21 protein-coding genes are annotated in these 20704 nt (G+C 40.4%); 8 read left to right on the top strand and 13 right to left on the bottom strand.

The window, feature by feature from the left end:
• Positions 1 to 5: 5 nt before the first annotated feature.
• Both QLQ22_RS10080 and QLQ22_RS10075 read right to left on the bottom strand, forming a co-directional pair.
• Positions 6 to 782, bottom strand: coding sequence for an SDR family oxidoreductase (locus QLQ22_RS10080; protein ID WP_284016557.1), 777 nt, complete (start codon positions 780 to 782; stop codon positions 6 to 8).
• 11 nt (positions 783 to 793) lie between these two features.
• On the bottom strand, positions 794 to 2020 hold the full coding sequence (locus tag QLQ22_RS10075; RefSeq protein WP_223441909.1) for an acyl-CoA dehydrogenase: 1227 nt from the start codon (positions 2018 to 2020) through the stop codon (positions 794 to 796).
• A gap of 258 nt (positions 2021 to 2278) precedes the next feature.
• Between QLQ22_RS10075 and QLQ22_RS10070 the strand changes: the two genes are divergently transcribed.
• Positions 2279 to 3751 (top strand): aminotransferase class I/II-fold pyridoxal phosphate-dependent enzyme, encoded by a 1473-nt coding sequence (locus QLQ22_RS10070; protein ID WP_223441907.1) that lies wholly within the window; start codon positions 2279 to 2281, stop codon positions 3749 to 3751.
• Between the two features lie 955 nt (positions 3752 to 4706).
• Here the strand turns inward: QLQ22_RS10070 and QLQ22_RS10065 are convergent.
• Together QLQ22_RS10065 and QLQ22_RS10060 are read right to left on the bottom strand one after the other, a co-directional pair.
• Positions 4707 to 4847: a GapA-binding peptide SR1P gene (locus tag QLQ22_RS10065; protein ID WP_083328358.1), complete on the bottom strand. Its 141-nt coding sequence runs from the start codon at positions 4845 to 4847 to the stop codon at positions 4707 to 4709.
• A gap of 199 nt (positions 4848 to 5046) precedes the next feature.
• A complete protein-coding gene (locus tag QLQ22_RS10060) occupies positions 5047 to 5346 on the bottom strand; it encodes a DUF3055 domain-containing protein (protein ID WP_223441906.1) in 300 nt (99 codons plus the stop codon).
• Positions 5347 to 5497: 151 nt separating this feature from the next.
• Here QLQ22_RS10060 and QLQ22_RS10055 point away from each other — a divergent pair, with 151 nt between their 5' ends.
• A complete protein-coding gene (locus QLQ22_RS10055; protein WP_284016556.1) occupies positions 5498 to 5896 on the top strand; it encodes a DUF1885 family protein in 399 nt (132 codons plus the stop codon).
• A 25-nt stretch (positions 5897 to 5921) separates the two neighbouring features.
• Here QLQ22_RS10055 and QLQ22_RS10050 read toward each other — a convergent pair whose 3' ends face one another.
• Together QLQ22_RS10050 and QLQ22_RS10045 are read right to left on the bottom strand one after the other, a co-directional pair.
• A complete protein-coding gene (locus QLQ22_RS10050) occupies positions 5922 to 6758 on the bottom strand; it encodes a polysaccharide deacetylase family protein (protein WP_284016555.1) in 837 nt (278 codons plus the stop codon).
• A gap of 172 nt (positions 6759 to 6930) precedes the next feature.
• The gene (locus QLQ22_RS10045) at positions 6931 to 7185 is read right to left on the bottom strand and encodes a hypothetical protein (protein WP_223441901.1); all 255 of its coding nucleotides are present in this window, start codon (positions 7183 to 7185) and stop codon (positions 6931 to 6933) included.
• 238 nt (positions 7186 to 7423) lie between these two features.
• On the opposite strand from QLQ22_RS10045, the gene QLQ22_RS10040 reads away from it, so the two are divergent.
• Positions 7424 to 7813 carry a hypothetical protein gene (locus tag QLQ22_RS10040; protein ID WP_223441899.1) on the top strand — a complete coding sequence of 130 codons (390 nt, stop codon included), beginning with the start codon at positions 7424 to 7426 and terminating at the stop codon, positions 7811 to 7813.
• Positions 7814 to 7900: 87 nt separating this feature from the next.
• On the opposite strand, the gene lpdA is transcribed toward QLQ22_RS10040, so the two are convergent.
• The 5 genes from lpdA to QLQ22_RS10015 form a co-directional block, all read right to left on the bottom strand.
• Complete coding sequence (gene lpdA, locus QLQ22_RS10035; RefSeq protein ID WP_223441898.1) at positions 7901 to 9313, bottom strand: dihydrolipoyl dehydrogenase; 1413 nt, start codon at positions 9311 to 9313, stop codon at positions 7901 to 7903.
• A gap of 4 nt (positions 9314 to 9317) precedes the next feature.
• Positions 9318 to 10679 carry a dihydrolipoamide acetyltransferase family protein gene (locus QLQ22_RS10030; protein WP_223441897.1) on the bottom strand — a complete coding sequence of 454 codons (1362 nt, stop codon included), beginning with the start codon at positions 10677 to 10679 and terminating at the stop codon, positions 9318 to 9320.
• Positions 10680 to 10850: 171 nt separating this feature from the next.
• On the bottom strand, positions 10851 to 11828 hold the full coding sequence (locus QLQ22_RS10025; protein WP_101564924.1) for an alpha-ketoacid dehydrogenase subunit beta: 978 nt from the start codon (positions 11826 to 11828) through the stop codon (positions 10851 to 10853).
• Positions 11829 to 11831: 3 nt separating this feature from the next.
• Entirely contained in the window at positions 11832 to 12947 is a 1116-nt protein-coding gene (pdhA, locus tag QLQ22_RS10020) for a pyruvate dehydrogenase (acetyl-transferring) E1 component subunit alpha (RefSeq protein WP_223441895.1), read from the bottom strand.
• Positions 12948 to 13456: 509 nt separating this feature from the next.
• A complete protein-coding gene (locus QLQ22_RS10015; RefSeq protein WP_223441893.1) occupies positions 13457 to 14143 on the bottom strand; it encodes a YkyA family protein in 687 nt (228 codons plus the stop codon).
• A gap of 383 nt (positions 14144 to 14526) precedes the next feature.
• Here QLQ22_RS10015 and QLQ22_RS10010 point away from each other — a divergent pair, with 383 nt between their 5' ends.
• Positions 14527 to 14652 carry a YjcZ family sporulation protein gene (locus QLQ22_RS10010; RefSeq protein ID WP_223441891.1) on the top strand — a complete coding sequence of 42 codons (126 nt, stop codon included), beginning with the start codon at positions 14527 to 14529 and terminating at the stop codon, positions 14650 to 14652.
• 151 nt (positions 14653 to 14803) lie between these two features.
• Positions 14804 to 15358 carry a peptide deformylase gene (gene def, locus QLQ22_RS10005; protein WP_223441889.1) on the top strand — a complete coding sequence of 185 codons (555 nt, stop codon included), beginning with the start codon at positions 14804 to 14806 and terminating at the stop codon, positions 15356 to 15358.
• 97 nt (positions 15359 to 15455) lie between these two features.
• Here the strand turns inward: def and QLQ22_RS10000 are convergent, their stop codons facing one another.
• Positions 15456 to 16226, bottom strand: coding sequence for a Cof-type HAD-IIB family hydrolase (locus tag QLQ22_RS10000; protein ID WP_223441885.1), 771 nt, complete (start codon positions 16224 to 16226; stop codon positions 15456 to 15458).
• Positions 16227 to 16669: 443 nt separating this feature from the next.
• On the opposite strand from QLQ22_RS10000, the gene QLQ22_RS09995 reads away from it, so the two are divergent.
• From QLQ22_RS09995 to QLQ22_RS09985, 3 genes are all read left to right on the top strand, one after another.
• Complete coding sequence (locus QLQ22_RS09995) at positions 16670 to 16879, top strand: DNA-dependent RNA polymerase subunit epsilon (protein WP_070878987.1); 210 nt, start codon at positions 16670 to 16672, stop codon at positions 16877 to 16879.
• A gap of 5 nt (positions 16880 to 16884) precedes the next feature.
• Complete coding sequence (gene rnjA / locus QLQ22_RS09990) at positions 16885 to 18552, top strand: ribonuclease J1 (protein ID WP_223441882.1); 1668 nt, start codon at positions 16885 to 16887, stop codon at positions 18550 to 18552.
• A gap of 156 nt (positions 18553 to 18708) precedes the next feature.
• Positions 18709 to 18858: a hypothetical protein gene (locus QLQ22_RS09985; protein WP_223441879.1), complete on the top strand. Its 150-nt coding sequence runs from the start codon at positions 18709 to 18711 to the stop codon at positions 18856 to 18858.
• A 79-nt stretch (positions 18859 to 18937) separates the two neighbouring features.
• Here the strand turns inward: QLQ22_RS09985 and ade are convergent, their stop codons facing one another.
• Entirely contained in the window at positions 18938 to 20665 is a 1728-nt protein-coding gene (ade, locus tag QLQ22_RS09980) for an adenine deaminase (RefSeq protein WP_284016554.1), read from the bottom strand.
• Positions 20666 to 20704 lie beyond the last annotated feature (39 nt).

Here is a 20704-nt window from a genome sequence, read left to right as displayed (position 1 = left end):
CTTTCTTACATGGCATGTGTTCCGCCGTCTACGACGAGAACATCACCTGTGATAAAATCAGAAGCTCTTGCCGCCAAAAACAGGGCAGCGCCTTTTAAATCCTGATCTGTTCCAAATCGTTTAAGCGGTGTGATATTCAGGAAATGATCTTTCCCGTTTTCAATGATCACCTGTGACATTTTAGTAGGGAAAAAGCCTGGTGCAATAGCATTCACATTAATGTTGTGCTGTCCCCATTTCACGGCCAGGTCCTTTGTAAAAGTGATGACAGCGCCTTTACTTGTGTTGTATGCAATGGTATCCATATAACGTGGGTCTGTTCCGCCAAGCCCTGCAACAGAGGCGATATTGATGATTTTCCCGCTCTTTTGCTTAATCATATGTTTGCCGGCTTCCTGAGACATCAAAAATGTACCGGTAACATTTACATTCATTACCTTATTCCACGCTTCAAGCGGCATATCTTGAACAGGAGCTCCCCATGTTGCTCCGCTGTTATTTACTAATATATCAATCTTGCCAAATTCCTCGATTGTTGTTTTTACAACATTTTTTACATCTTCACTATTTGTTACATCACAAGATAATGCAATAGCTTTTACTCCATATTCCCTGCTTAACCGGCAAGCTGCCTCTTCACATGCCGCGGCTTTTCTGGAACAGAGGACAAGCGAGGCTCCTGCCTGTGCAAATCCCTCAGCCATCTGCTCGCCGAGTCCACGTCCCCCGCCCGTTATAATAGCTACTTTATCTGTCAGATCGAACATTTCTTTCACATGCATACTATCCCTCCTTATACAGTCTGAAGATTCACATCGTATTTTTTCAGCTCAAGCCTTGCCAGCTGAGCGCGATGCACTTCATCAGGACCGTCAGCAATTCTCAAGGTTCTGGCACTTGCCCACTGAGCAGCAAGCGGTGTGTCCTCGCTGACTCCAGCTGCACCGAATGCCTGAATAGCCCGGTCGATTACTTTAAGAGCCATATTCGGAGCAATGACTTTAATCATTGCGATTTCTGTTTTGGCTGCTTTATTGCCGACTGTATCCATCATGTATGCCGCTTTTAATGTCAATAAGCGGGCCTGCTCAATTTCAATGCGGGAGTCTGCGATCCATTCTCTGATGACCCCCTGGCTTGAAATCGGTTTGCCGAACGCCTCTCTGGTTTGTACACGCTTACATAATTCTTCAAGCGCACGTTCTGCAGCCCCGATTAATCTCATGCAGTGATGAATCCTACCCGGTCCAAGCCGGCCCTGGGCAATTTCAAATCCTCTTCCTTCTCCGAGGAGCATATTTGAAGACGGCACCCTTACGTTATCAAAAGTGATTTCAGCATGACCGTGCGGTGCGTGATCGTAGCCGAAAACAGGCAGAACTCTTTCAATTTTGACGCCTTCAGCATCAAGCGGCACTAAAATCATCGACTGCTGTTCATATTTTGGTGCCTGAAAATCAGATTTGCCCATCACAATGGCAATCTTGCAGCGTGGGTCGCCGGCTCCTGAAGACCACCATTTTCTTCCGTTAATGACATACTCATCCCCATCACGGATGATGCTTGCTCCAATATTCGTCGCATCTGCTGACGCAACATCTGGCTCAGTCATGGAAAAGCATGAACGAATTTCCCCTGCAAGAAGAGGCTTCAGCCATTTCTCTTTTTGTTCATCTGTGCCGTATCGCACGAGGACCTCCATGTTTCCTGTATCAGGCGCTGCACAGTTAAACACTTCAGGTGCAAGCAATGAGCGTCCCATAATTTCACATAGCGGTGCATATTCCAAATTTGTAAGTCCTGCCCCGTGCTCGCTTTCAGGCAAAAATAAATTCCATAAACCTCTTTCTTTAGCCTTGATTTTCAGCTCTTCCATAATGGGCGGAACTTCAGACCACCTGGATTCCTGCGCATTCAATTGTTCTTCATACTTTTTTTCATTTGGATAAACGAATTCTTCCATAAAAGATGTTACTTGTTTTTGTAAGACAATCACTTTATCTGAGTAAGTAAAGTTCAACTAGATCACCCTTTCTAATAACTTACTAACCGGTTGGTATGTGAAGCTACTTCTATCATAATATGTAACTGGCAAAAAAAACAACTGTTATTCTAAAAATTCTGCCAAATTAATTATTTTGCACGGTTTTCCCCTTTTGAAAAATTCCTTTTCAATCTATTTAGAAAGTGATATAATTCACTTGTTTTATGTGTAAATAACTAAAATGAAATGATGAAAATAGATGCTATTTTTTATTAAAGAAGGTGGGAATACAAATTGTCGCAATATGAAACACCCTTATTTACAGGATTAAAAGAGCATGCAAAAAAAGATCCTGTTCAATTCCATATCCCAGGACATAAAAAAGGTGCAGGAATTGATCCTGAATTCCGCTCGTTTATCGGGGACCCTGCTCTTTCCATAGATTTAATCAACATCGGACCTTTGGATGATCTTCACTCTCCAAAAGGAATGATCAAAAAAGCTCAAGACTTGGCAGCTGAAGCATTTGGTGCAGATTATACTTTCTTCTCTGTACAGGGAACAAGCGGGGCTATCATGACAATGGTGATGGCTGTTTGCGGACCTGGAGATAAAATCCTTGTTCCCCGCAATGTTCATAAGTCGGTTATGTCCGCGGTCGTTTTCTCGGGAGCTACTCCAATCTTTATTCACCCTGAAATTGATAAAGAGCTTGGCATTTCACACGGCATTACAACTGAATCTGTTGAACATGCTCTTGAGCAGCACCCAGATGCAAAAGGACTGCTTGTCATCAACCCTACTTATTTCGGAGTTTCGGCTGATTTAAAAAAAATCGTTGAAATTGCCCATTCGTACAAGGTCCCTGTTCTTGTCGATGAGGCTCATGGGGTTCATATACATTTTCATGAGGACCTCCCAATGTCAGCCATGCAGGCAGGTGCAGACATGGCGGCAACAAGTGTTCATAAGCTGGGCGGATCAATGACACAAAGCTCTGTGTTAAACGTCCGCGAAGGATTGGTATCTGTTCAAAGAGTTCAAACCATCTTAAGCATGCTGACAACAACTTCTACATCATATCTGCTTTTAGCATCGCTTGATGTGGCAAGAAAACGTTTGGCAACAGAAGGCCGCGAGCTCGTCGAACGGGCAATCCACCTTGCAGAGGATACACGCAGAAAGATTAATGAGATAGATAAAATCGAGTGCATCGGCGAGGAGATTGTCGGCACCAAAGCGGCATATGATTACGATCCGACTAAGCTGATCATTTCCATCAAAGAGCTCGGCTTAAATGGCTATGATGTTGAAAAATGGCTGCGCGAAAACTATAATATTGAAGTTGAAATGTCAGATTTATATAACATTCTTTGCATCATTACACCAGGGGATTCTGAAAGAGAAACAGGCATTTTAGTTGAAGCGCTACAGGCTCTGTCTTCAGAATTTATGAATGCATCTGCAGACTTGGTAAAACCGACTGTCATGCTGCCTGATATTCCTGTTTTAGCACTGACACCTCGCGATGCTTTTTACGCAGAAACAGAAATTGTCCCTTTCAGTGAATCGGCAGGACGCATCATTGCCGAGTTTATCATGGTTTATCCCCCAGGAATTCCAATTTTCATCCCTGGAGAAATCATATCTGAAGAAAATCTTGCATATGTGCGCAAGAACCTGGAAGTCGGTCTCCCTGTACAAGGACCAGAAGATCCTGAGCTTAATTATTTGAGAGTGATAAAAGAGCATAAAGCAATCAGATAATAGTAAAAGACGATTCATTTATGAATCGTCTTTTTTTGCGCATGATTTGTTGAGTCTGTAACGTATTCAACTTCCAACAGGCAGCGATCAACGTCAGATTTTGACAAATAAATAAGGCCGTTCACGATAATAAGTGCATCAAACTAAGTTATAACACATCAAATTAGGCCAATCACGATAATAAGTGCATCAAACTATGTTATGACGCAACAAATTAGGCCGTTCACGATATTAAGTGCATCAAACTAAGTTATGATACAACAAATTAGGCCGATCCGGATAATAAGTGCATCAAACTATGTTATAACACAACAAATTAGACCAATCACGATAGTAAGTGCATCAAACTATGTTATGACGCAACAAATTAGGCCGTTCACGATATTAAGTGCATCAAACTAAGTTATGATACAACAAATTAGGCCAATCTCGATAATAAGTGCATCAAACTAAGTTATGACGCAACAAATTAGGCTGATCACGATATTAAGTGCATCAAACTATGTTATGACGCAACAAATTAGGCTGATCACGATAGTAAGTGCATCAAACTAAGTTATGACGCAACAAATTAGGCTGATCACGATATTAAGTGCATCAAACTAAGTTATGATACAACAAATTAGGCTGATCACGATATTAAGTGCATCAAACTAAGTTATGACACAACAAATTAGGCTGATCACGATATTAAGTGCATCAAACTAAGTTATGACGCAACACATAAAACCAATAATCAGAATTCCTTACCATTTTATAGGGAATATACATTTATTCACTCAAAATTAGTTTCTGCGAGCTCATCCAGTATGTGTACGCGTTCAAAAAATGAATTTGTGCGCGTTCTGCTAATTTCCTCCTAATGATTTTAAAACCTAATTTTACCAAACAAACAGAAATCATCTAAAAAATAAAAGCATGCAGGAAATCCCGCATGCTTTCATCTATCTTCTATTTAAACCCCTTGAATAACTGTAATTTCTCTCTCGAGTACTTGGCAATCGCAGCTTGTGCACTTCCCATACAAAACACTGACCTTTTCGTCCTCAAAATGATCGATAGTACCATTGCATGTTTGACATACGATTGTTCCCATTTCCATACCCCTTTTTTGAATAGATTAGCGCTTTTGAAATTATTGAAAGCGCTTAACGCTTTGTAACTCTATAATAATATAACACATTTAATTCGTCAAGCCTAAATTGTATAACACATTTATCTATTTTCTATCAATATATTTATCTTTCTTTTACTATAAGCATAGAAAAAAACTGGCTGAAATACGCCAGTTTTTCTTATTCATATTCGGTGGTCAATTGGACGTCTGGGATCACTTCTTTGAAGAAATCAGAGAGTTCTGATGCCTGCTGCAGGGTTTCAGTGCGAAATGTGTGCTTGAGGAGTTCGAGGTCTTCGATATCAGACGAGTCAAGGAGTGCTGCTTTACCGGTTTGGAGACATATGACGAGAGGTTTCCCAAAAAACATGCTTGAGTAAACTATTGCCAAATCATACCTCCGGTCACTTGAAGCAAATCCCACATACCTTACGTTAGCCTGCTCGGTATCATCATAAAACTTCTCTAATGCATTCATGATGGCCTCCTTCTATTTTATTATCTGATTATTCAGATTAATTATACCCTACATTATGCCTCAGCACAATTATTTCACCTTTATCTTGTCAGATTGTTTAAATATTTGTAAAATTTAATTTAATCAGTCAGAAAAATTAGGAGTTGACAGGATGGCCTCTCACGCATTTATTAAATTAGTCGGCGGATCCATTAAACAGTATATAACGGTTGATGAAGTAGAAGAGCTTTTTCACTACTACAAGGACATTACGAGCAAAACAGGAGAGCAATTAAACTTCGCTTATGAAAGCTCTGCTTTCCCTTATGAATGTAAACAAGCGAATGGATATCTTACCTTATCGTCAGAAGAACGAGGATATTCCAAAATGTATGTCGGAGTCAGTTCAGCCGGTGATGAACAGCCTTCTTTTCTTCAAATCACCCTCCTCTCTGATTCAAAATACGGAGACAAGAATAAAGCAAATGAGTTTTCAAAGTTCCTTGCAAAAAAACTTAAAGGCGAACTAACCTTATTTAATGGCAGAAAGATGTACTATTATAAAAGATGAAAGCGATCCTTACAGGACCGCTTTTTCATGAGATTTTTCCGATTGAATCGGGATCAGCTATTTCATATCCCCTGGCTCTTAATCCTTCTACAATCCCCTTTAATGCTTCGTTTGTCCATTTCCGGTCATGCATTAACAGATTCGCTCCATCTGTCAGGAACGGTGAATGGACCATAATGTCTGTAAGGGCATCTTTTGATTGATACGCCTTTTCCCAATCATAACCGTATGTCCAGTTCATCAAGACCATCTTTTCTTCCTTTGCAAGCTTCCGGCTTTCGTCTGTGTTGCTTCCGAATGGAGCACGAAAGAAACGAGGCCTTTCTCCAATTGTCGCTTCTACTAGATCATTCAGCCGAACGATTTCGTTTCGCTGCTCTTCAGGAGAAAGATCTTTCAAATTAGCATGTGTCATCGTATGATTGCCGATCGGAAACCCGAGATTATGAATATCTATCAGTGTCTTTTTTTCTTCATCTGAATCTATGAAGTGGCCATTAACGAAAAAAATCGCATTTACACCCAGATCTTTTAGCGTATGAGCCATTTCCAGACTGTGTTTATCAGGTGCATCATCAATCGTAATCAGGACAGTCTTTGCATTGATATTTGCACTTAAAGGCTCAATTGTCCAATTGGCCGGATTTATCTTGTATTTAGGAAGAGCTTCTGGTTCTGCTTCGGTCTCCGCGCTTTCTTTTTCCTTTTCCTCAGGCGCAGGCTCTTCAGGTGCCTTGTCACTCTTTTGTCCTTCATCCTGTTTGTCCGCTATTTCATGTTTCGCTGCTTGATTACCAGTTTGATCTGAGCTGCACGCTGCAAGTAAACAGACCGCAGCCAAGATGCAAAGCAAATGCTTCATTATGTATCCCCCAATCATTCTCCTTTATTAGTATAATATAAGGGAGAATGCTTCACTATATAAAAAGAGGAATTAATTAACAAAAGTACCAGCTAACTATGAATCATCCTATATAAAAGAAAAAATCAAAAAACACTAGTTTTGGAAAGTGTTTTTTGATTATGCGGCAGTGTTAGTAAATAAACGTCCTAATGAGCAGTAAGAATTCATCCTTGCATAAAAATGCCGCTGCTGCAGTTGCAGCCGTCACGAATAGAGCGATTTTTTTAGATTGTGAAAGAGATGCTGCTACAATATATGCTATGTACAGAAAGACCCCAAGCAAGATCAATTTAGCCTGCAGCGAATCTTTTTCAGAAATCCATTCCACCAATAAATAACCGCCCCACATGAAACATTGCAGAAAAATAATCATTGGCCATTTCATCGTTACTCCCCTTCTTTTACTCAGCCGCTTTATCTCCTATATTTAGGTTATGCGACATTCCTACTGTATATTTTTCATTTATGTAACAAATAGGTAACATTCAGGGGAATATTCGGAAAACATGATAGAATAGCATTAATTTAGCAAGACGGCACAATAAAACTGGGTAGTAAGTATTGTTTTTATTCACAATTAGAACGGTATGTTTAGACCATTTCATTTTAAAGAGGTGGGCAATATGGCAAAGTCGGTTATTGTCGCCTTCATCATTCCAGTATTTCTTCTATCATCCTGCAGTTTGAATTTCACTTCTGAGGCGAATAATCAGCCTGAACCGGAAGAAAGAAAGCTATTATTCTTCTCAGATGAACAGGATGAATATCGGGAATCCGTTTACTATGACGCACTTATCGATTTAAAACGGGATTTCCCAGAAGAAATTGAAGGTTTGCAATTTATCGATTCAAGTGCGGAAGAAAATTATCCGTTTGATGTAGAAAAATACCCTTCTCTTGTTGTTGTGGATGATAATCAAGTGATTTTCCAAATTGAAGGGCATGTAGGAAATAAAGAGGAGATTATTAATTCTGTCATTAAAGCTCTTTCAAAGAGCAGCGGACAGCGTTAAGCTTGTCAGGTGGTTCTAATATAATTAGCCGCCTTTTTTTGTCAAAAAACCCCCTTAATGCTAAGCATTAAGGGGGTTTTTCTCTCATTATTTCACGATGTGAATCGGGCTTCCGATTGCAACTTCAGCAGCTTCCATTGTGATTTCTCCCAATGTTGGATGCGCATGAATTGTCATCGCAATATCTTCAGCAGTCATGCCGGCTTCAATTGCAAGGCTAAGCTCTGAAATCATATCAGAAGCTGCAGCACCAGCAATTTGCGCTCCAATAACAAGACCGTCTTCTTTACGTGTAACCAGTTTTAAGAATCCGTCAGTTTGGTTAAGAGAAAGTGCACGTCCATTTGCAGCAAATGGGAACTTAGCAGCAACAACCTCAAGTCCTTCTTCTTTAGCTTGTGCTTCTGTGTAGCCTACTGAAGCAAGTTCAGGCTCAGAGAATACAACAGCAGGAATTCCTAAGTAATCAATTTCAGCGTTCTCTCCGGCGATTACCTCTGCAGCAATTTTGCCTTCATAAGAAGCTTTATGTGCAAGCGGAGGTCCTTCAACGATATCACCGATTGCAAAGATGTTAGAAACGCTTGTGCGGCACTGCTTATCAATTTTAATCACGCCGCGGTCTGACATTTCAACCCCAACTTGCTCAAGGCCAAGCTCGTCTGTGTTAGCACGGCGTCCAACTGTTACTAACAAGTAGTCAGCTTCAACTGTCTGCTCTTCGCCTTTTACTTCAAATGTTACCTTAACGCCGTTTTCTGTTTCTTCAACAGATTTAGCTTTAGCTTTTGTATGGATTTCAACGTTGCCCTTTTTCTTAAGGTTGCGTTTTACAAGTGAGCTCATTTGCTTTTCAAAGCCCATTAAGATCTCATCCATTGCTTCAATGAAAACTACTTCAGAACCGAAGTTAGCATATGCTGTTCCAAGCTCAGTGCCGATGTATCCTGCACCAATTACAACAATTTTCTTAGGGATTTCATTTAAGCTTAGCGCGCCAGTTGAATCTAAAACGCGTTTAGAATATTTGAATCCTGGAATTTCAATCGGGCGTGAACCTGTAGCGATGATTGCATTTTTGAATTTATAAGTTTGAGATGAATTGTCATCCATAACTTTAATAGATTCACTGTCAACAAAATAAGCTTCGCCGCGAACGATTTCAACTTTGTTTCCTTTAAGAAGTCCTTCAACTCCGCCGACAAGCTTTTTCACAACGCCAGCTTTGAATTCTTGAACTTTTGTAAAATCAACTTTTACATTTTCTGCAATGATACCCATGTCTTCTGAATGCTTTGCATGTTCAAAACGGTGACCCGCAGCGATTAACGCTTTAGAAGGAATACATCCAACGTTCAAACATACGCCGCCAAGGTTTCCTCTTTCTACGATTGTTACTTTCTGTCCAAGCTGTGCAGCGCGGATGGCAGCTACATAGCCGCCAGGTCCCGCACCAATGACAAGAGTATCTGTTTCAATAGGGAAATCTCCTACTACCATTCGATTACGCCTCCATTAGAATAAGTTGTGGGTCGTTCAATAAACGCTTAATGTGATTTAATGCATTTTGTGCTGTAGCACCATCGATCATGCGGTGGTCAAAGCTTAATGATAAAGCAAGCACTGGAGCAGCAACAATTTCACCGTCAACTACGATTGCTTTTTCAGCAATGCGGCCGATTCCAAGGATTGCAACCTCTGGGTGATTAATTACTGGAGTGAACCATTGTCCGCCAGCTGAGCCGATGTTTGTAATTGTACAAGAAGCGCCCTTCATTTCCGCAGCAGAAAGTTTACCGTCGCGTGCTTTAGTAGCTAAGCCGTTAATTTCATCAGAAATGTCAAAGATTGATTTGCGTTCTGCGTTTTTAACAACTGGAACCATAAGTCCTTTTTCTGTATCAGCAGCAATACCGATGTTGTAGTAATGCTTTTGAATAACTTCTTCTGTTTTGTCATCGATAGAAGTGTTAAGAACCGGATATTTTTTAAGCGCTGATGTAAGAGCTTTCACTACGTACGGTAAATATGTTAACTTAATTCCCTGCTCCGCTGCAACACCTTTGAACTGTTTTCTGTGAGAAACTAGTTTCGTCACATCCACTTCATCCATCAAAGTTACGTGTGGAGCTGTTTGTTTTGAGTTAACCATTGCTTTAGAGATTGCTTTGCGCATTGGGCTCATTTTCTCGCGTGTTTCCGGGAAGTCGCCTTCTGGAACAGCTTGTTTTGCAGGTGCTTTTTGCTCTGCTTTTTCTTCTTTAGCTTCTGTTTGAGGAGCTTCAGTTTGCGTTTCAGCAGGTTTAGATCCGCCTTCTAAGAATGCATCAATGTCTTCTTTGCCGATGCGTCCGTTTTTGCCTGATCCAGATACTTGGCGGATTTCAACGCCTTTTTCACGTGCATATTTGCGTACAGAAGGCATTGCAATGATGCGGCGGTCTGGATCGACTTCAGCCTGATCCTGTGCACCTGCGCCTGTAGCTGCTGCTGTTTCTTGTTTAGGAGCTTCTTCTTTTTTCACATCTTGGCCAGCTTCAGCTGTAGATTGAACTTGTGCTTCTGTTTTCTCTTCTTTGGCAGGCTCATCTCCATGGTCATCACCTTTAAATTTAAGGTTTTCGTAACCAGGAGCATCAAATGTGATAAGAGTTTGTCCAACAGTAGCAACAGTTCCCTCTTCAACTTTAAGCTCAATAACTTTTCCTTTTACAGGAGAAGGAATTTCAACGACAGCTTTATCGTTCTGGATTTCAGCCAGTACATCATCTTCGTTTACTTCATCGCCTGGCTTGATAAACCACTTTACAATTTCACCTTCGTGGATACCCTCACCGATATCCGGCATTTTAAATTCGAATGACACGGTATATTACCTCCTATTTTTCATATGGAAAAGAAACCAGTTTGCAGGTTTCAAAAGAATAAACATTTGATGTTTGTTCAAATGCTTTCACGCAGCCGCGCCGCGCTGATCATGGAACATAAACACGCATTCTTCCTGGGACCCTCTGATTTCTTTTCTCAGAATGTATAATTAAAAATTCATTACTTTTTTAGCTGTTTCAATCACATCTTTGAAGTTTGGCAGCCAAACACCTTCAGCTTGAGAGAAAGCAAATACAGTGTCTGGAGCTGTCACGCGAAGTACTGGAGCTTCTAAGCTTAAGATCGCACGGTCATTGATTTCAGCAACAACATTAGCTGCAATTCCTGCTTGCTTTTGAGCTTCTTGTACAACAATCGCACGTCCTGTTTTTTCAACAGATGCAATGATTGTGTCGATATCTAATGGGCTGATTGTGCGCAGGTCGATCACTTCAGCAGAAATTCCTTCTTTTTCAAGCTCTTCTGCTGCTTTTAATGACTCATGCACCATTGCGCCGTAAGTAATAATAGAAAGGTCAGAACCTTCTCTTTTCACTTCAGCTTTGCCGATTTCAATCGTATATTCTTCTTCCGGAACTTCCTGACGGAAAGAACGGTAAAGTTTCATATGCTCAAGGAAAACGACAGGATCGTTATCACGAATAGCAGAGATTAAAAGTCCTTTTGCGTCGTATGGAGTTGAAGGAATAACAACTTTCACACCAGGCTGCTGAGCCATAAGACCTTCTAAGCTGTCAGCATGAAGTTCAGGTGTATGAACGCCTCCGCCGAATGGTGAACGGATTGTAACTGGTGAAGACCAGCGTCCGCCTGAACGGTAGCGCATACGAGCCATTTGGCCTGAAATAGAGTCCATTACTTCATAAACGAAACCGAAGAATTGAATTTCAGCTACAGGACGGAATCCTGTTAATCCAAGACCGATCGCAAGACCGCCGATTCCTGATTCAGCAAGAGGTGTATCAAATACACGGTCTTCGCCAAATTCTTTTTGTAATCCTTCAGTAGCACGGAATACGCCGCCATTTACACCAACATCTTCTCCAAACACTAAGACGTTAGAATCATTTTTTAATTCTGAGCGCAGCGCATCAGTGATTGCTTGAATCATTGTCATTTGAGCCATGGCTTACTTCGACTCCTTTGCTTTGTAGATTTCATATTGCTCTTTCAGATTGTATGGCATTTCTTCGTACATGTTATCCATTAGATCTGTTACTTTTTGTTTTGGATATTCATCCGCTTTTTTGATTGCTTCTTTAATATCTTCTTTCGCTTGTTCAATCGCTTTATTTTCTTCTTCTTCGTTCCATAAGCCTTTGTTTTCTAAGAATTTACGGAAACGTACAAGAGGATCTTTCTCTTCCCACTCGTTATCAAGTTCTTTCGTACGATAGCGGGTTGGGTCGTCACCAGCCATTGTATGAGGGCCATAACGATAAGTAAGCGTTTCAATTAATGTAGGGCCTTCACCATTAACAGCGCGTTCGCGTGCATCACGTACTGCAGCATATACAGCTAATGCATCCATTCCATCAACCTGAATTCCTACGATACCTGCAGCTGCAGCTTTTTGAGCGATTGTTTGAGCAGCAGATTGCTTTTCAACAGGTGTTGAGATCGCAAATCTGTTGTTTTGCACAACAAAAATCGCTGGTGCTTTATAAGCGCCTGCAAAGTTGATTCCTTCGTAGAAGTCACCTTGAGATGCTCCGCCGTCGCCAGTATAAGTAATTGCAACTGTTTTAAGGTCTTTCTTTTTCATTCCAAGAGCTACACCGGCAGTCTGGATGATTTGTGCACCTATGATAATCTGCGGTGAAATCGCATTTACATCTTCAGGGAACTGATTTCCGTGGAAATGTCCGCGTGAGAATAAAAATGCTTGGTATAATGGAAGTCCGTGCCAGATGATTTGTGGAACGTCACGGTATCCTGGAAGAACGAAATCTTCTTTTTCAAGTGCAAAATGAGAAGCGATCTGAGATGCTTCCTGTCCTGCTGTTGGAGCATAAAATCCTAAACGTCCTTGACGGTTCAGTGAAATAGAACGCTGGTCCAAAATACGCGTATAAACCATACGGCGCATTAATTCTTTTAATTGATCATCTGATAAATCAGGCATTGCAGAGTCGTTTACAACCTCGCCCTGTTCATTCAGAATTTGGAACGTTTCAAACTGCTTTGCAATTCCTTCGAATTGCTTTTTGCTGTCAACTACAGCATTTTTAGTCTTAGCAGCCATCTTTAGTCACCTATCCTTTCTCTTATAAAAAAATAGTTTTAGATAATTACTGACACATACAGCATTAGCCTACCCAAAATGAGTACGCCTGACACATTTTTTTAGGCTATCCTCTATATATCTTTATACCACCTGAGAGAATGCCGAAACGTTCTCTATGTATTGGACAGTACAAATATCTGTACTAATTTAAGTGATGAAAGAAATTAATACAATTCGTTTCAACATTTCTTAGTGTACACCATTAAAAATAAGTTCGTCAATTGATTTATATCGATATTCTTAAAAGATATCAAGTGTTTTCATTTTACTTTTATTCCCTATTTATCAATCTGTACTATAACTAATTGTTCTTCTGTATTACAAAAATCGATACAGGTATCATTATAACCGAATCTCGAAAATTGCTGAAGCAGCTGCCTATAGACACAGCGATTTACGTCTAAATACAAAAAAACTGCAGAGAACTATCTCTCTGCAGGCCATACTTTATTAAACAAGCTGTATTGTTAGGATTTTGATGCATTTTCTTCCGGCTGTTCTACCTCAATCTCTGCTTCTTTATAAAAGTCCATTTTTGCCTGATTATACTGTTCTGTATAATCATTAAATTTTTTATTTTCGGCCAATACTTTTTCGTAAGTACTGTTAATTTCAGTAATTTTCGCTTCAAGCTCTTCAAGCTTCAAATCCTTTTTTTGAAACATTTGATAAAGCTCTTTATCAAGGACAATCGCTTCTTTATATGAAGCATAAAGGGCATCGTAGGAATCATAGCGATTCTGCATCAGCCCCTGCAGCTTATCAGCCTTATCTTTCGCTCCGTCTTCTTTGAGCTCATTTGAAAGAGCTGCAATGTTTTTAAATTCTTCCTTGGAATCAAGAATGCTTTGCCTTTCATCCTCTAATCGCTTTTCTCTTTCTTCTACAACAGCTGCCGCTTCCTTTGAAAGAGAAACAATTTTATCGTACTCTTTCATTCCCAAAGAAATAATTTCTTCGTAAAGATCATTTTCCTCTTTTTCAAGCTCAATTAGAGGCTTCTGCTGCTCCTCAAATGTATCTTCAAGAGATACTACCTTCTCAAGAGCACTGTACATTTCTTCTTCTGGCGAAGAGCCTGAACAGCCAGATAATACTACCGATCCAATAAAGATTGCTGCTGCTGCTGAAATTGCTTTTGAAAATTTTGTCACCGCGGGTCCCCCTAACCATTCAACACTTTAACTATAAGACGTTCTTCGTTTTTTTACAATATCTTCTTTAAATAGAAAAGCAGAATCGACTGGTCAGACCCGACAGCCGTTTGTTTTGGCCAAGTATCCAGGAGTGGACAGCGAGAAATGCGGGACCAGACTTTCATACTGAGCAAGCTTGCTTAAACTCAGGCGGTCAACAGGTTCAATCAAACTTTATATAATTAAATGTTAAATCCCCTTATTCTGATCATCTTCAATTCCCAATTTTTTTATTGGACCTGGGCTTTTGTCTATACACTTCCCATTCCGTGACATAGGTTATATTAGACACTCAGGCTAATGCACAGAACATGAGGGTCAATTAAAAGGAGGTTTTTTGCATGTACGGATGTTATCCTGGATACGGGTACGGCCACGCGGGTGATTGCGGACGCACTTTCGCTTTAATTGTAGTGTTGTTTATTCTATTAATTATCGTCGGTGCAGCTTTTTGTGGCAACTATTAATGAATGATTGCGGAAGAGATGCCCACATTTTATGTGGGCAAGCCGCAAAATAATGGCGCTTATCCTGAATGGACAAGCAATACTTTTCGTTTTTCTGCAATTCCATTATACTTATATAGATGATTTAGCAAGAAATGGAGTGTGAGTCCCCATGATTACAATGGATGATATTATCAGGGAAGGCCATCCGGCACTTCGCAAGGTGGCAGAAGAAGTTGCCATGCCTCCTTCTGATGAAGACAAAAAAACATTGCAGGATTTGCTTGATTATGTTTCAAATAGTCAAAATCCTGAAATGATCGAAAAATACGGCTTAAGACCTGGCATAGGACTTGCTGCACCGCAAATAAACGTTTCAAAACGGATGATTGCCATTCGGCTGACAGATGAAAAAGGAACATTGCACAGCTACGCTTTATTTAATCCGAAAATTATCAGCCATTCCGTTGAAAAAAGCTACTTAACAAGCGGTGAAGGCTGTCTGTCAGTTGATCGCCCTGTACCTGGATATGTGCCCCGCTATGCAAGAATTCGCGTCAAAGCGGTTTCGCTTGAAGGAGAAGAACTCGACTTAAGACTCCGCGGCCTGCTTTCCATTGTATTTCAGCATGAAATAGACCATCTAAATGGAGTCATGTTTTATGATCATATGAATGTAAAAGATCCTATGCAAGAACCCGAAGATGCTATTGCCATTGAGCGCTAAAAAACCTGTCTGCTTTAGCAGACAGGTTTTTTATTGTCATAAGAACAATTAATTCTTTTTACATATATTAATCTCGGCCCAATAAACTTATGCTTTTCTACAGCAGTCCCACTTTTTTCAGCCCATTAAGGATGCCGTCCTGGTTTACATCTGATGTCACTTCATCTGCAAGCTCTTTCAGTTCAGGAACTGCATTCCCCATCGCTACGCCGGTACCAGCATATTTAATCATTTCAAGATCATTCAATCCATCACCGAATGCATAAACATCATCTTTCTCAATCTCAAGGCGTTCCATCAGCTTTTTAATGCCTTCAGCCTTAGAACCTCCAAAAGGCAGGATATCGGTAGCAAGCTCATGCCAGCGGATGATATGAAAGTCTTCATATTTTTTATAATTTTCTTCTTCGCCCTCTTTACAAAAAAGAAGCGTCTGATAAATTTCGTGATGGCGGTAAAAGTCAGGATCCCGCTCCGGATGCATAAACTTCAGACTGCCCATGCTCTCGTGTATATAAGGATGATCCGTTTCTGTTGACATCATAGTGTCATCACTCATGAAAACTAACGGGTGATTTGACGTGCGAGCAAATTCATATAATTCTTCAAGTCTTTCAGTATTAAGAGGATTTTTATAAATGACATTTCCTTCAAAAACTACAAACTGCCCATTAAAACTGACAAAGGAATCGATTCCAAGTTCTTTTCTAAGATCCTCAAACATGAAAGGAGCCCTGCCTGTCGCGATGGCAACATGATGACCTGCTTTTTTTAAATCTTCGATTGCTGCCCGTGTGGAGTCCGGTATTTCTTTATCGTGATTTAATAAAGTACCGTCAATATCAAAAAATATTACTTTTCCATTCATAAAACGTCTCCTAACCTGTCCTGAATTAATCAACCATATCTAGACCCATAATAAAGGAAAAAATTTAGCTTCTCAACCGAAATCGCTTAATCTCTTCTTATTTAATCATTAAACACAATCATTTTCCACAAATACCCATGTTAACTTTGCTCTATATCACATATACTAAGTCTGGCAGATTCACGAAGGCTCGGCACACATCGAATTGGACAAGATAAGGAGTGAGACAGAAATGATGAAAAGATTGCGACGCAGATTAAGATCTCAATGGAATAGTATACTTGGCAGAAAAACAATGGCTTAACAAAAACCCTTTCTAGTTATAGAGGGTTTTTTTTCTAATTGAAACGGGCCTAGTGCTCATGAGGGTTGGCTTAGGGACGATTATCGCATATAATAGAACAAGTTAGTCTAACATACGGCAGTTAAGGAGAGATTTGGCAATGCTATATAAAGTTTATTATCAGGAGAAATTAAATCAGGTTCCTGTCCGCGAAAAAACAAAAACACTTTTTGTTGAAGCTAAAACAGAAGGTGACGCAAGAAATAAACTAAAAGACCGCTTTTATAACATTGAATTTATTCAATCGGTAGAAGGCGCTTTTCTTGAATATGAAAAACAAAACGAAAACTTTAAAGTATTGGAGATTTGATTTTTATGAAATTTGTTAAAAATGATCAAGTTGCGGTATTCGCACTTGGTGGACTCGGAGAAATCGGCAAGAACACGTACGGTGTCCAATTCCAGGATGAAATAATTATGATAGATGCCGGCATTAAATTCCCTGAAGAGGAATTGCTTGGAATTGACTACGTGATTCCGGATTACACGTATTTAGTCAAGAATGAAGATAAGATTAAAGGTCTTTTCATTACACATGGCCATGAAGACCATATCGGCGGGATTCCTTATCTTCTGAAGCAAGTAAATGTGCCAATTTACGGAGGCAAGCTTGCACTCGGCTTAATCCGCAACAAACTTGAAGAGCATGGTTTATTGCGTCAGGCTAAATTATATGAAATTAAAGAAGATGACATCATTAAATTCAGAAAGACGTCTGTTACCTTCTTCAGAACTACACACAGCATCCCGGATTCGTACGGAATCGTTGTAAAGACACCCCCAGGAAATATCGTACATACTGGAGATTTCAAGTTTGATTTTACACCTGTCGGCGAACCTGCAAACTTGACAAAAATGGCTGAAATCGGAAAAGAAGGCGTTTTATGTCTGCTTTCAGACAGCACAAACAGTGAAATTCCTCACTTTACGATGTCTGAGCGCCGTGTCGGCGAGAGCATTCAGGAGATCTTCCGGAAAGTTGATGGACGTGTCATCTTCGCAACTTTTGCATCAAACATTCACAGACTTCAGCAAGTCGTAGAAGCAGCTGTTCAGCATAACCGTAAAATAGCTGTATTTGGCCGCAGTATGGAATCAGCGATTGCAATCGGACAAGATCTTGGATACATTCAATGTCCAAAAGAAACTTTTGTTGAACCGCATGAAATTAACCGCCTGCCTGCTAATAAAGTGACTATTTTATGTACTGGAAGCCAGGGTGAACCTATGGCAGCTCTATCTCGAATTGCAAATGGCACACACCGTCAAATTCAAATCATTCCTGGAGATACCGTTGTATTTTCTTCTTCGCCGATTCCTGGAAACACAATCAGCGTAAGCAGAACAATCAACCAGCTTTACCGTGCAGGCGCAGAAGTCATTCATGGTTCTTTAAGCGATGTTCATACGTCCGGCCATGGCGGCCAGGAAGAGCAAAAGCTGATGCTTCGTCTAATGAAGCCAGAATACTTCATGCCAATTCATGGTGAGTACCGCATGCAGATTATGCATTCAAGACTTGCCAAGGACTGTGGTGTTGCGGAAGAAAACTGCTTTATCATGGATAATGGAGAAGTTCTGGCCCTCAGTGACCGCGAAGTATCTGTAGCAGGCAAAATTCCTTCTGGTTCTGTCTATATTGACGGGAGCGGAATTGGCGATATCGGAAACATCGTACTTCGTGACCGCCGCATTCTTTCGGAAGAAGGATTAGTTATTGTCGTTGTCAGCATTAATATGAAGGAATTTAAAATTTCTGCCGGTCCTGACATCATCTCACGCGGATTCGTCTACATGAGAGAATCAGGTGATCTTATTAATGATGCTCAAGTTCTGATTACCAAGCATTTAAATAAAGTGATGGAGCGCCGCACAAGCCAGTGGTCTGAAATTAAAAATGAAATTACAGATACTCTTGCACCATTCCTATACGAAAAAACAAAACGCCGCCCAATGATTTTACCTATCATTATGGAGGTTTAATCTGCAAAGCTGCCGGAAATCCGGCAGCTTTTTTCTATTAGAAGAACTGTCTTTATGTGCGCTCCATCATATTGTAGAATCAGAAAATATGCTGTATAATAAACTGCACTGACCGTTCAGTCAAATTTTAAGTCGAAAGAAAGGTAGTGCCTAACCATGAAAAAGCCGTCCTCTCTTGAAAAATTCGTACAGCGTCTAAAGGATAAAGGAGTTAAAGCAGATCTGATCAGCCCTGCCACAAAAAAAGTAGTGACTATCCTTCAATTAGACTGCAAGCAAATGAAGCAATATACATTAGAGCAATAATATTTATTCGCACAAAGCTCCCTGGCGATCATACATAAATTTAAACAACCGGTCTCACTGCGAGACCGGTTGTTTGTGGTTAATACACTAAATGTTTAAAAGAATGGACATCAAAGATTCCCTGACATGTTATTTTTAATTCCGGAATGACAGGAAGTCCAAGAAAAGATAACGTTAAGAATGGATTAAAGGTGTCAGGCAGACCTACCTTTTCTAATGCTTCATGTATCGATTTTAGGCCGTGCAGCACTTCTTCATAAGGCTGATCAGATATTAAACCCGAGATTGAGAGCGGTAGCTGTGCGAGAATGTTTCCATCCTGTACAACGGCTAAGCCTCCTTGATTGGTTTTCAGTGCTTTGACAGCAAGCAACAAGTCTGAATCATTCGTACCGACAGCAATAAGGTTATGTGAATCGTGCGAAATCGAAGTTGCGATTGCCCCTCTTTTCAGCTGAAAGCCCTTTACAATTCCTTTTCCGACTAATCCTGTATTCTTATGACGTTCAGCCATTATTAGCTTTAAATGATCAAGCTCAGTGGAAGGATGGAAAATACCATCGCTGACACTTGTTTGTTCGTATATTTTTCTTGTAACAAGCTGATTTGGAATGATTTCAATAATCGGTACAGGCTGATCGTTCGATATAGCGAGTTTAAGATCTGAATGCTGCAAATCATGCAGATGAACTGTATTTAATAATGCAGAAGGTGTTTTCACTGTTCTCTGATCATTCGTCTTTACCCCACCCTCAAGTGCTGCTAATTTCCCTGCTTTATAAACTTGTTCAATCTGAAAATCGCTGAGACTGTTTAGAATCAGGAGGTCGGCTTCATACCCGGGCGCCACTGCCCCTTTATTTTTAAGCTCATAGCATTCTGCCGCATTTAAAGTAGCCATTTGTATGGCTGTAATAGGATCAACCCCATACTGCACAGCAAGTCTAATATTATGATCGATGCTTCCTTCTGCTGCTAAATCATCCAAATGCTTATCATCCGTGCAGAATAAAAATCGTCTGGAATTGCGTTCATTGACAGCTTCTATTACATTCGGAAGATCCTTTGCTACAGAGCCCTGTCTGATTAACACATACATTCCCCGCTGCACTCTCTCCTTTGCCTCTGCCGCATTCGTCACTTCATGATCTGTCATAATCCCCGCAGAGCGGTAGACATTGATTAAATCAGCAGGAAGGCCCGCCATATGTCCATCAATCAGGCGCGAGTGCCTTGCAGTCATTTCAAGTTTATTCAGCATGCTGTCAGAAGCTGTTTGAACAGCAACATAATCCATGACTTCTGCAAGCCCAATGACTCGTTCATGGTCAAAAAGCGGTTCTAAATCAACAGCTTCCAGCCTTGCACCTGCATGTTCAAAGCTTGTAGCAGGCACACTGGACGGCAGCATGACAAATACATCAAGCAAAATTCCTTCTGAGCTGTCCAGCATATATTGAATTCCTTTCACCCCGGAAACATTCGCAATTTCGTGAGGATCTGCAATGACAGTTGTTACACCATGAGGAAGCACCACTTTGGCAAATTCATGCGGCGGTACCATTGACGATTCAATATGAACATGACCATCAATTAATCCGGGACAAAGATACTTCCCGCTTATATCAATTTCCTCATTGCCTTCATAATCGCCTATACCTACAATTCTTCCATTTGTGACGGCTACGTCGCCGCTTATAATCTCCGAATTAAACACATCGACAATCTGAGCATTTTTAAAAACGATATCGGCTTTTTTTCTTTTTGTACTTGCTTCTATTGATTGAATAATTTCTTCTTTTTTCATAAAAAAACCCCTCGCTGTTATGGAGGAGTGAGATAAATA

The sequence above is a fragment of the Metabacillus hrfriensis genome (assembly GCF_030127205.1).
In the GTDB taxonomy this organism is placed as follows: domain Bacteria; phylum Bacillota; class Bacilli; order Bacillales; family Bacillaceae; genus Bacillus_P; species Bacillus_P dongyingensis.
The sequence above is the reverse complement of the archived record's forward strand: the minus strand, read 5'-3'. Positions and strand labels throughout refer to the sequence as shown.

Coding starts and splice junctions, on each gene's coding strand:
- ade (WP_284016554.1), bottom strand. CDS start 20,665: ATGAAAAAAGAAGAAATTATTCAATCAATAGAAGCAAGTACAAAAAGA.
- QLQ22_RS10040 (WP_223441899.1), top strand. CDS start 7,424: ATGGCAAAGTCGGTTATTGTCGCCTTCATCATTCCAGTATTTCTTCTA.
- QLQ22_RS10055 (WP_284016556.1), top strand. CDS start 5,498: ATGGCCTCTCACGCATTTATTAAATTAGTCGGCGGATCCATTAAACAG.
- QLQ22_RS10045 (WP_223441901.1), bottom strand. CDS start 7,185: ATGAAATGGCCAATGATTATTTTTCTGCAATGTTTCATGTGGGGCGGT.
- QLQ22_RS10025 (WP_101564924.1), bottom strand. CDS start 11,828: ATGGCTCAAATGACAATGATTCAAGCAATCACTGATGCGCTGCGCTCA.
- QLQ22_RS10065 (WP_083328358.1), bottom strand. CDS start 4,847: ATGGGAACAATCGTATGTCAAACATGCAATGGTACTATCGATCATTTT.
- QLQ22_RS10080 (WP_284016557.1), bottom strand. CDS start 782: ATGCATGTGAAAGAAATGTTCGATCTGACAGATAAAGTAGCTATTATA.
- QLQ22_RS10060 (WP_223441906.1), bottom strand. CDS start 5,346: ATGAATGCATTAGAGAAGTTTTATGATGATACCGAGCAGGCTAACGTA.
- pdhA (WP_223441895.1), bottom strand. CDS start 12,947: ATGGCTGCTAAGACTAAAAATGCTGTAGTTGACAGCAAAAAGCAATTC.
- QLQ22_RS10000 (WP_223441885.1), bottom strand. CDS start 16,226: ATGAATGGAAAAGTAATATTTTTTGATATTGACGGTACTTTATTAAAT.
- lpdA (WP_223441898.1), bottom strand. CDS start 9,313: ATGGTAGTAGGAGATTTCCCTATTGAAACAGATACTCTTGTCATTGGT.
- def (WP_223441889.1), top strand. CDS start 14,804: ATGATTACAATGGATGATATTATCAGGGAAGGCCATCCGGCACTTCGC.
- QLQ22_RS09985 (WP_223441879.1), top strand. CDS start 18,709: ATGAAAAAGCCGTCCTCTCTTGAAAAATTCGTACAGCGTCTAAAGGAT.
- QLQ22_RS10050 (WP_284016555.1), bottom strand. CDS start 6,758: ATGAAGCATTTGCTTTGCATCTTGGCTGCGGTCTGTTTACTTGCAGCG.
- QLQ22_RS09995 (WP_070878987.1), top strand. CDS start 16,670: ATGCTATATAAAGTTTATTATCAGGAGAAATTAAATCAGGTTCCTGTC.
- QLQ22_RS10010 (WP_223441891.1), top strand. CDS start 14,527: ATGTACGGATGTTATCCTGGATACGGGTACGGCCACGCGGGTGATTGC.
- rnjA (WP_223441882.1), top strand. CDS start 16,885: ATGAAATTTGTTAAAAATGATCAAGTTGCGGTATTCGCACTTGGTGGA.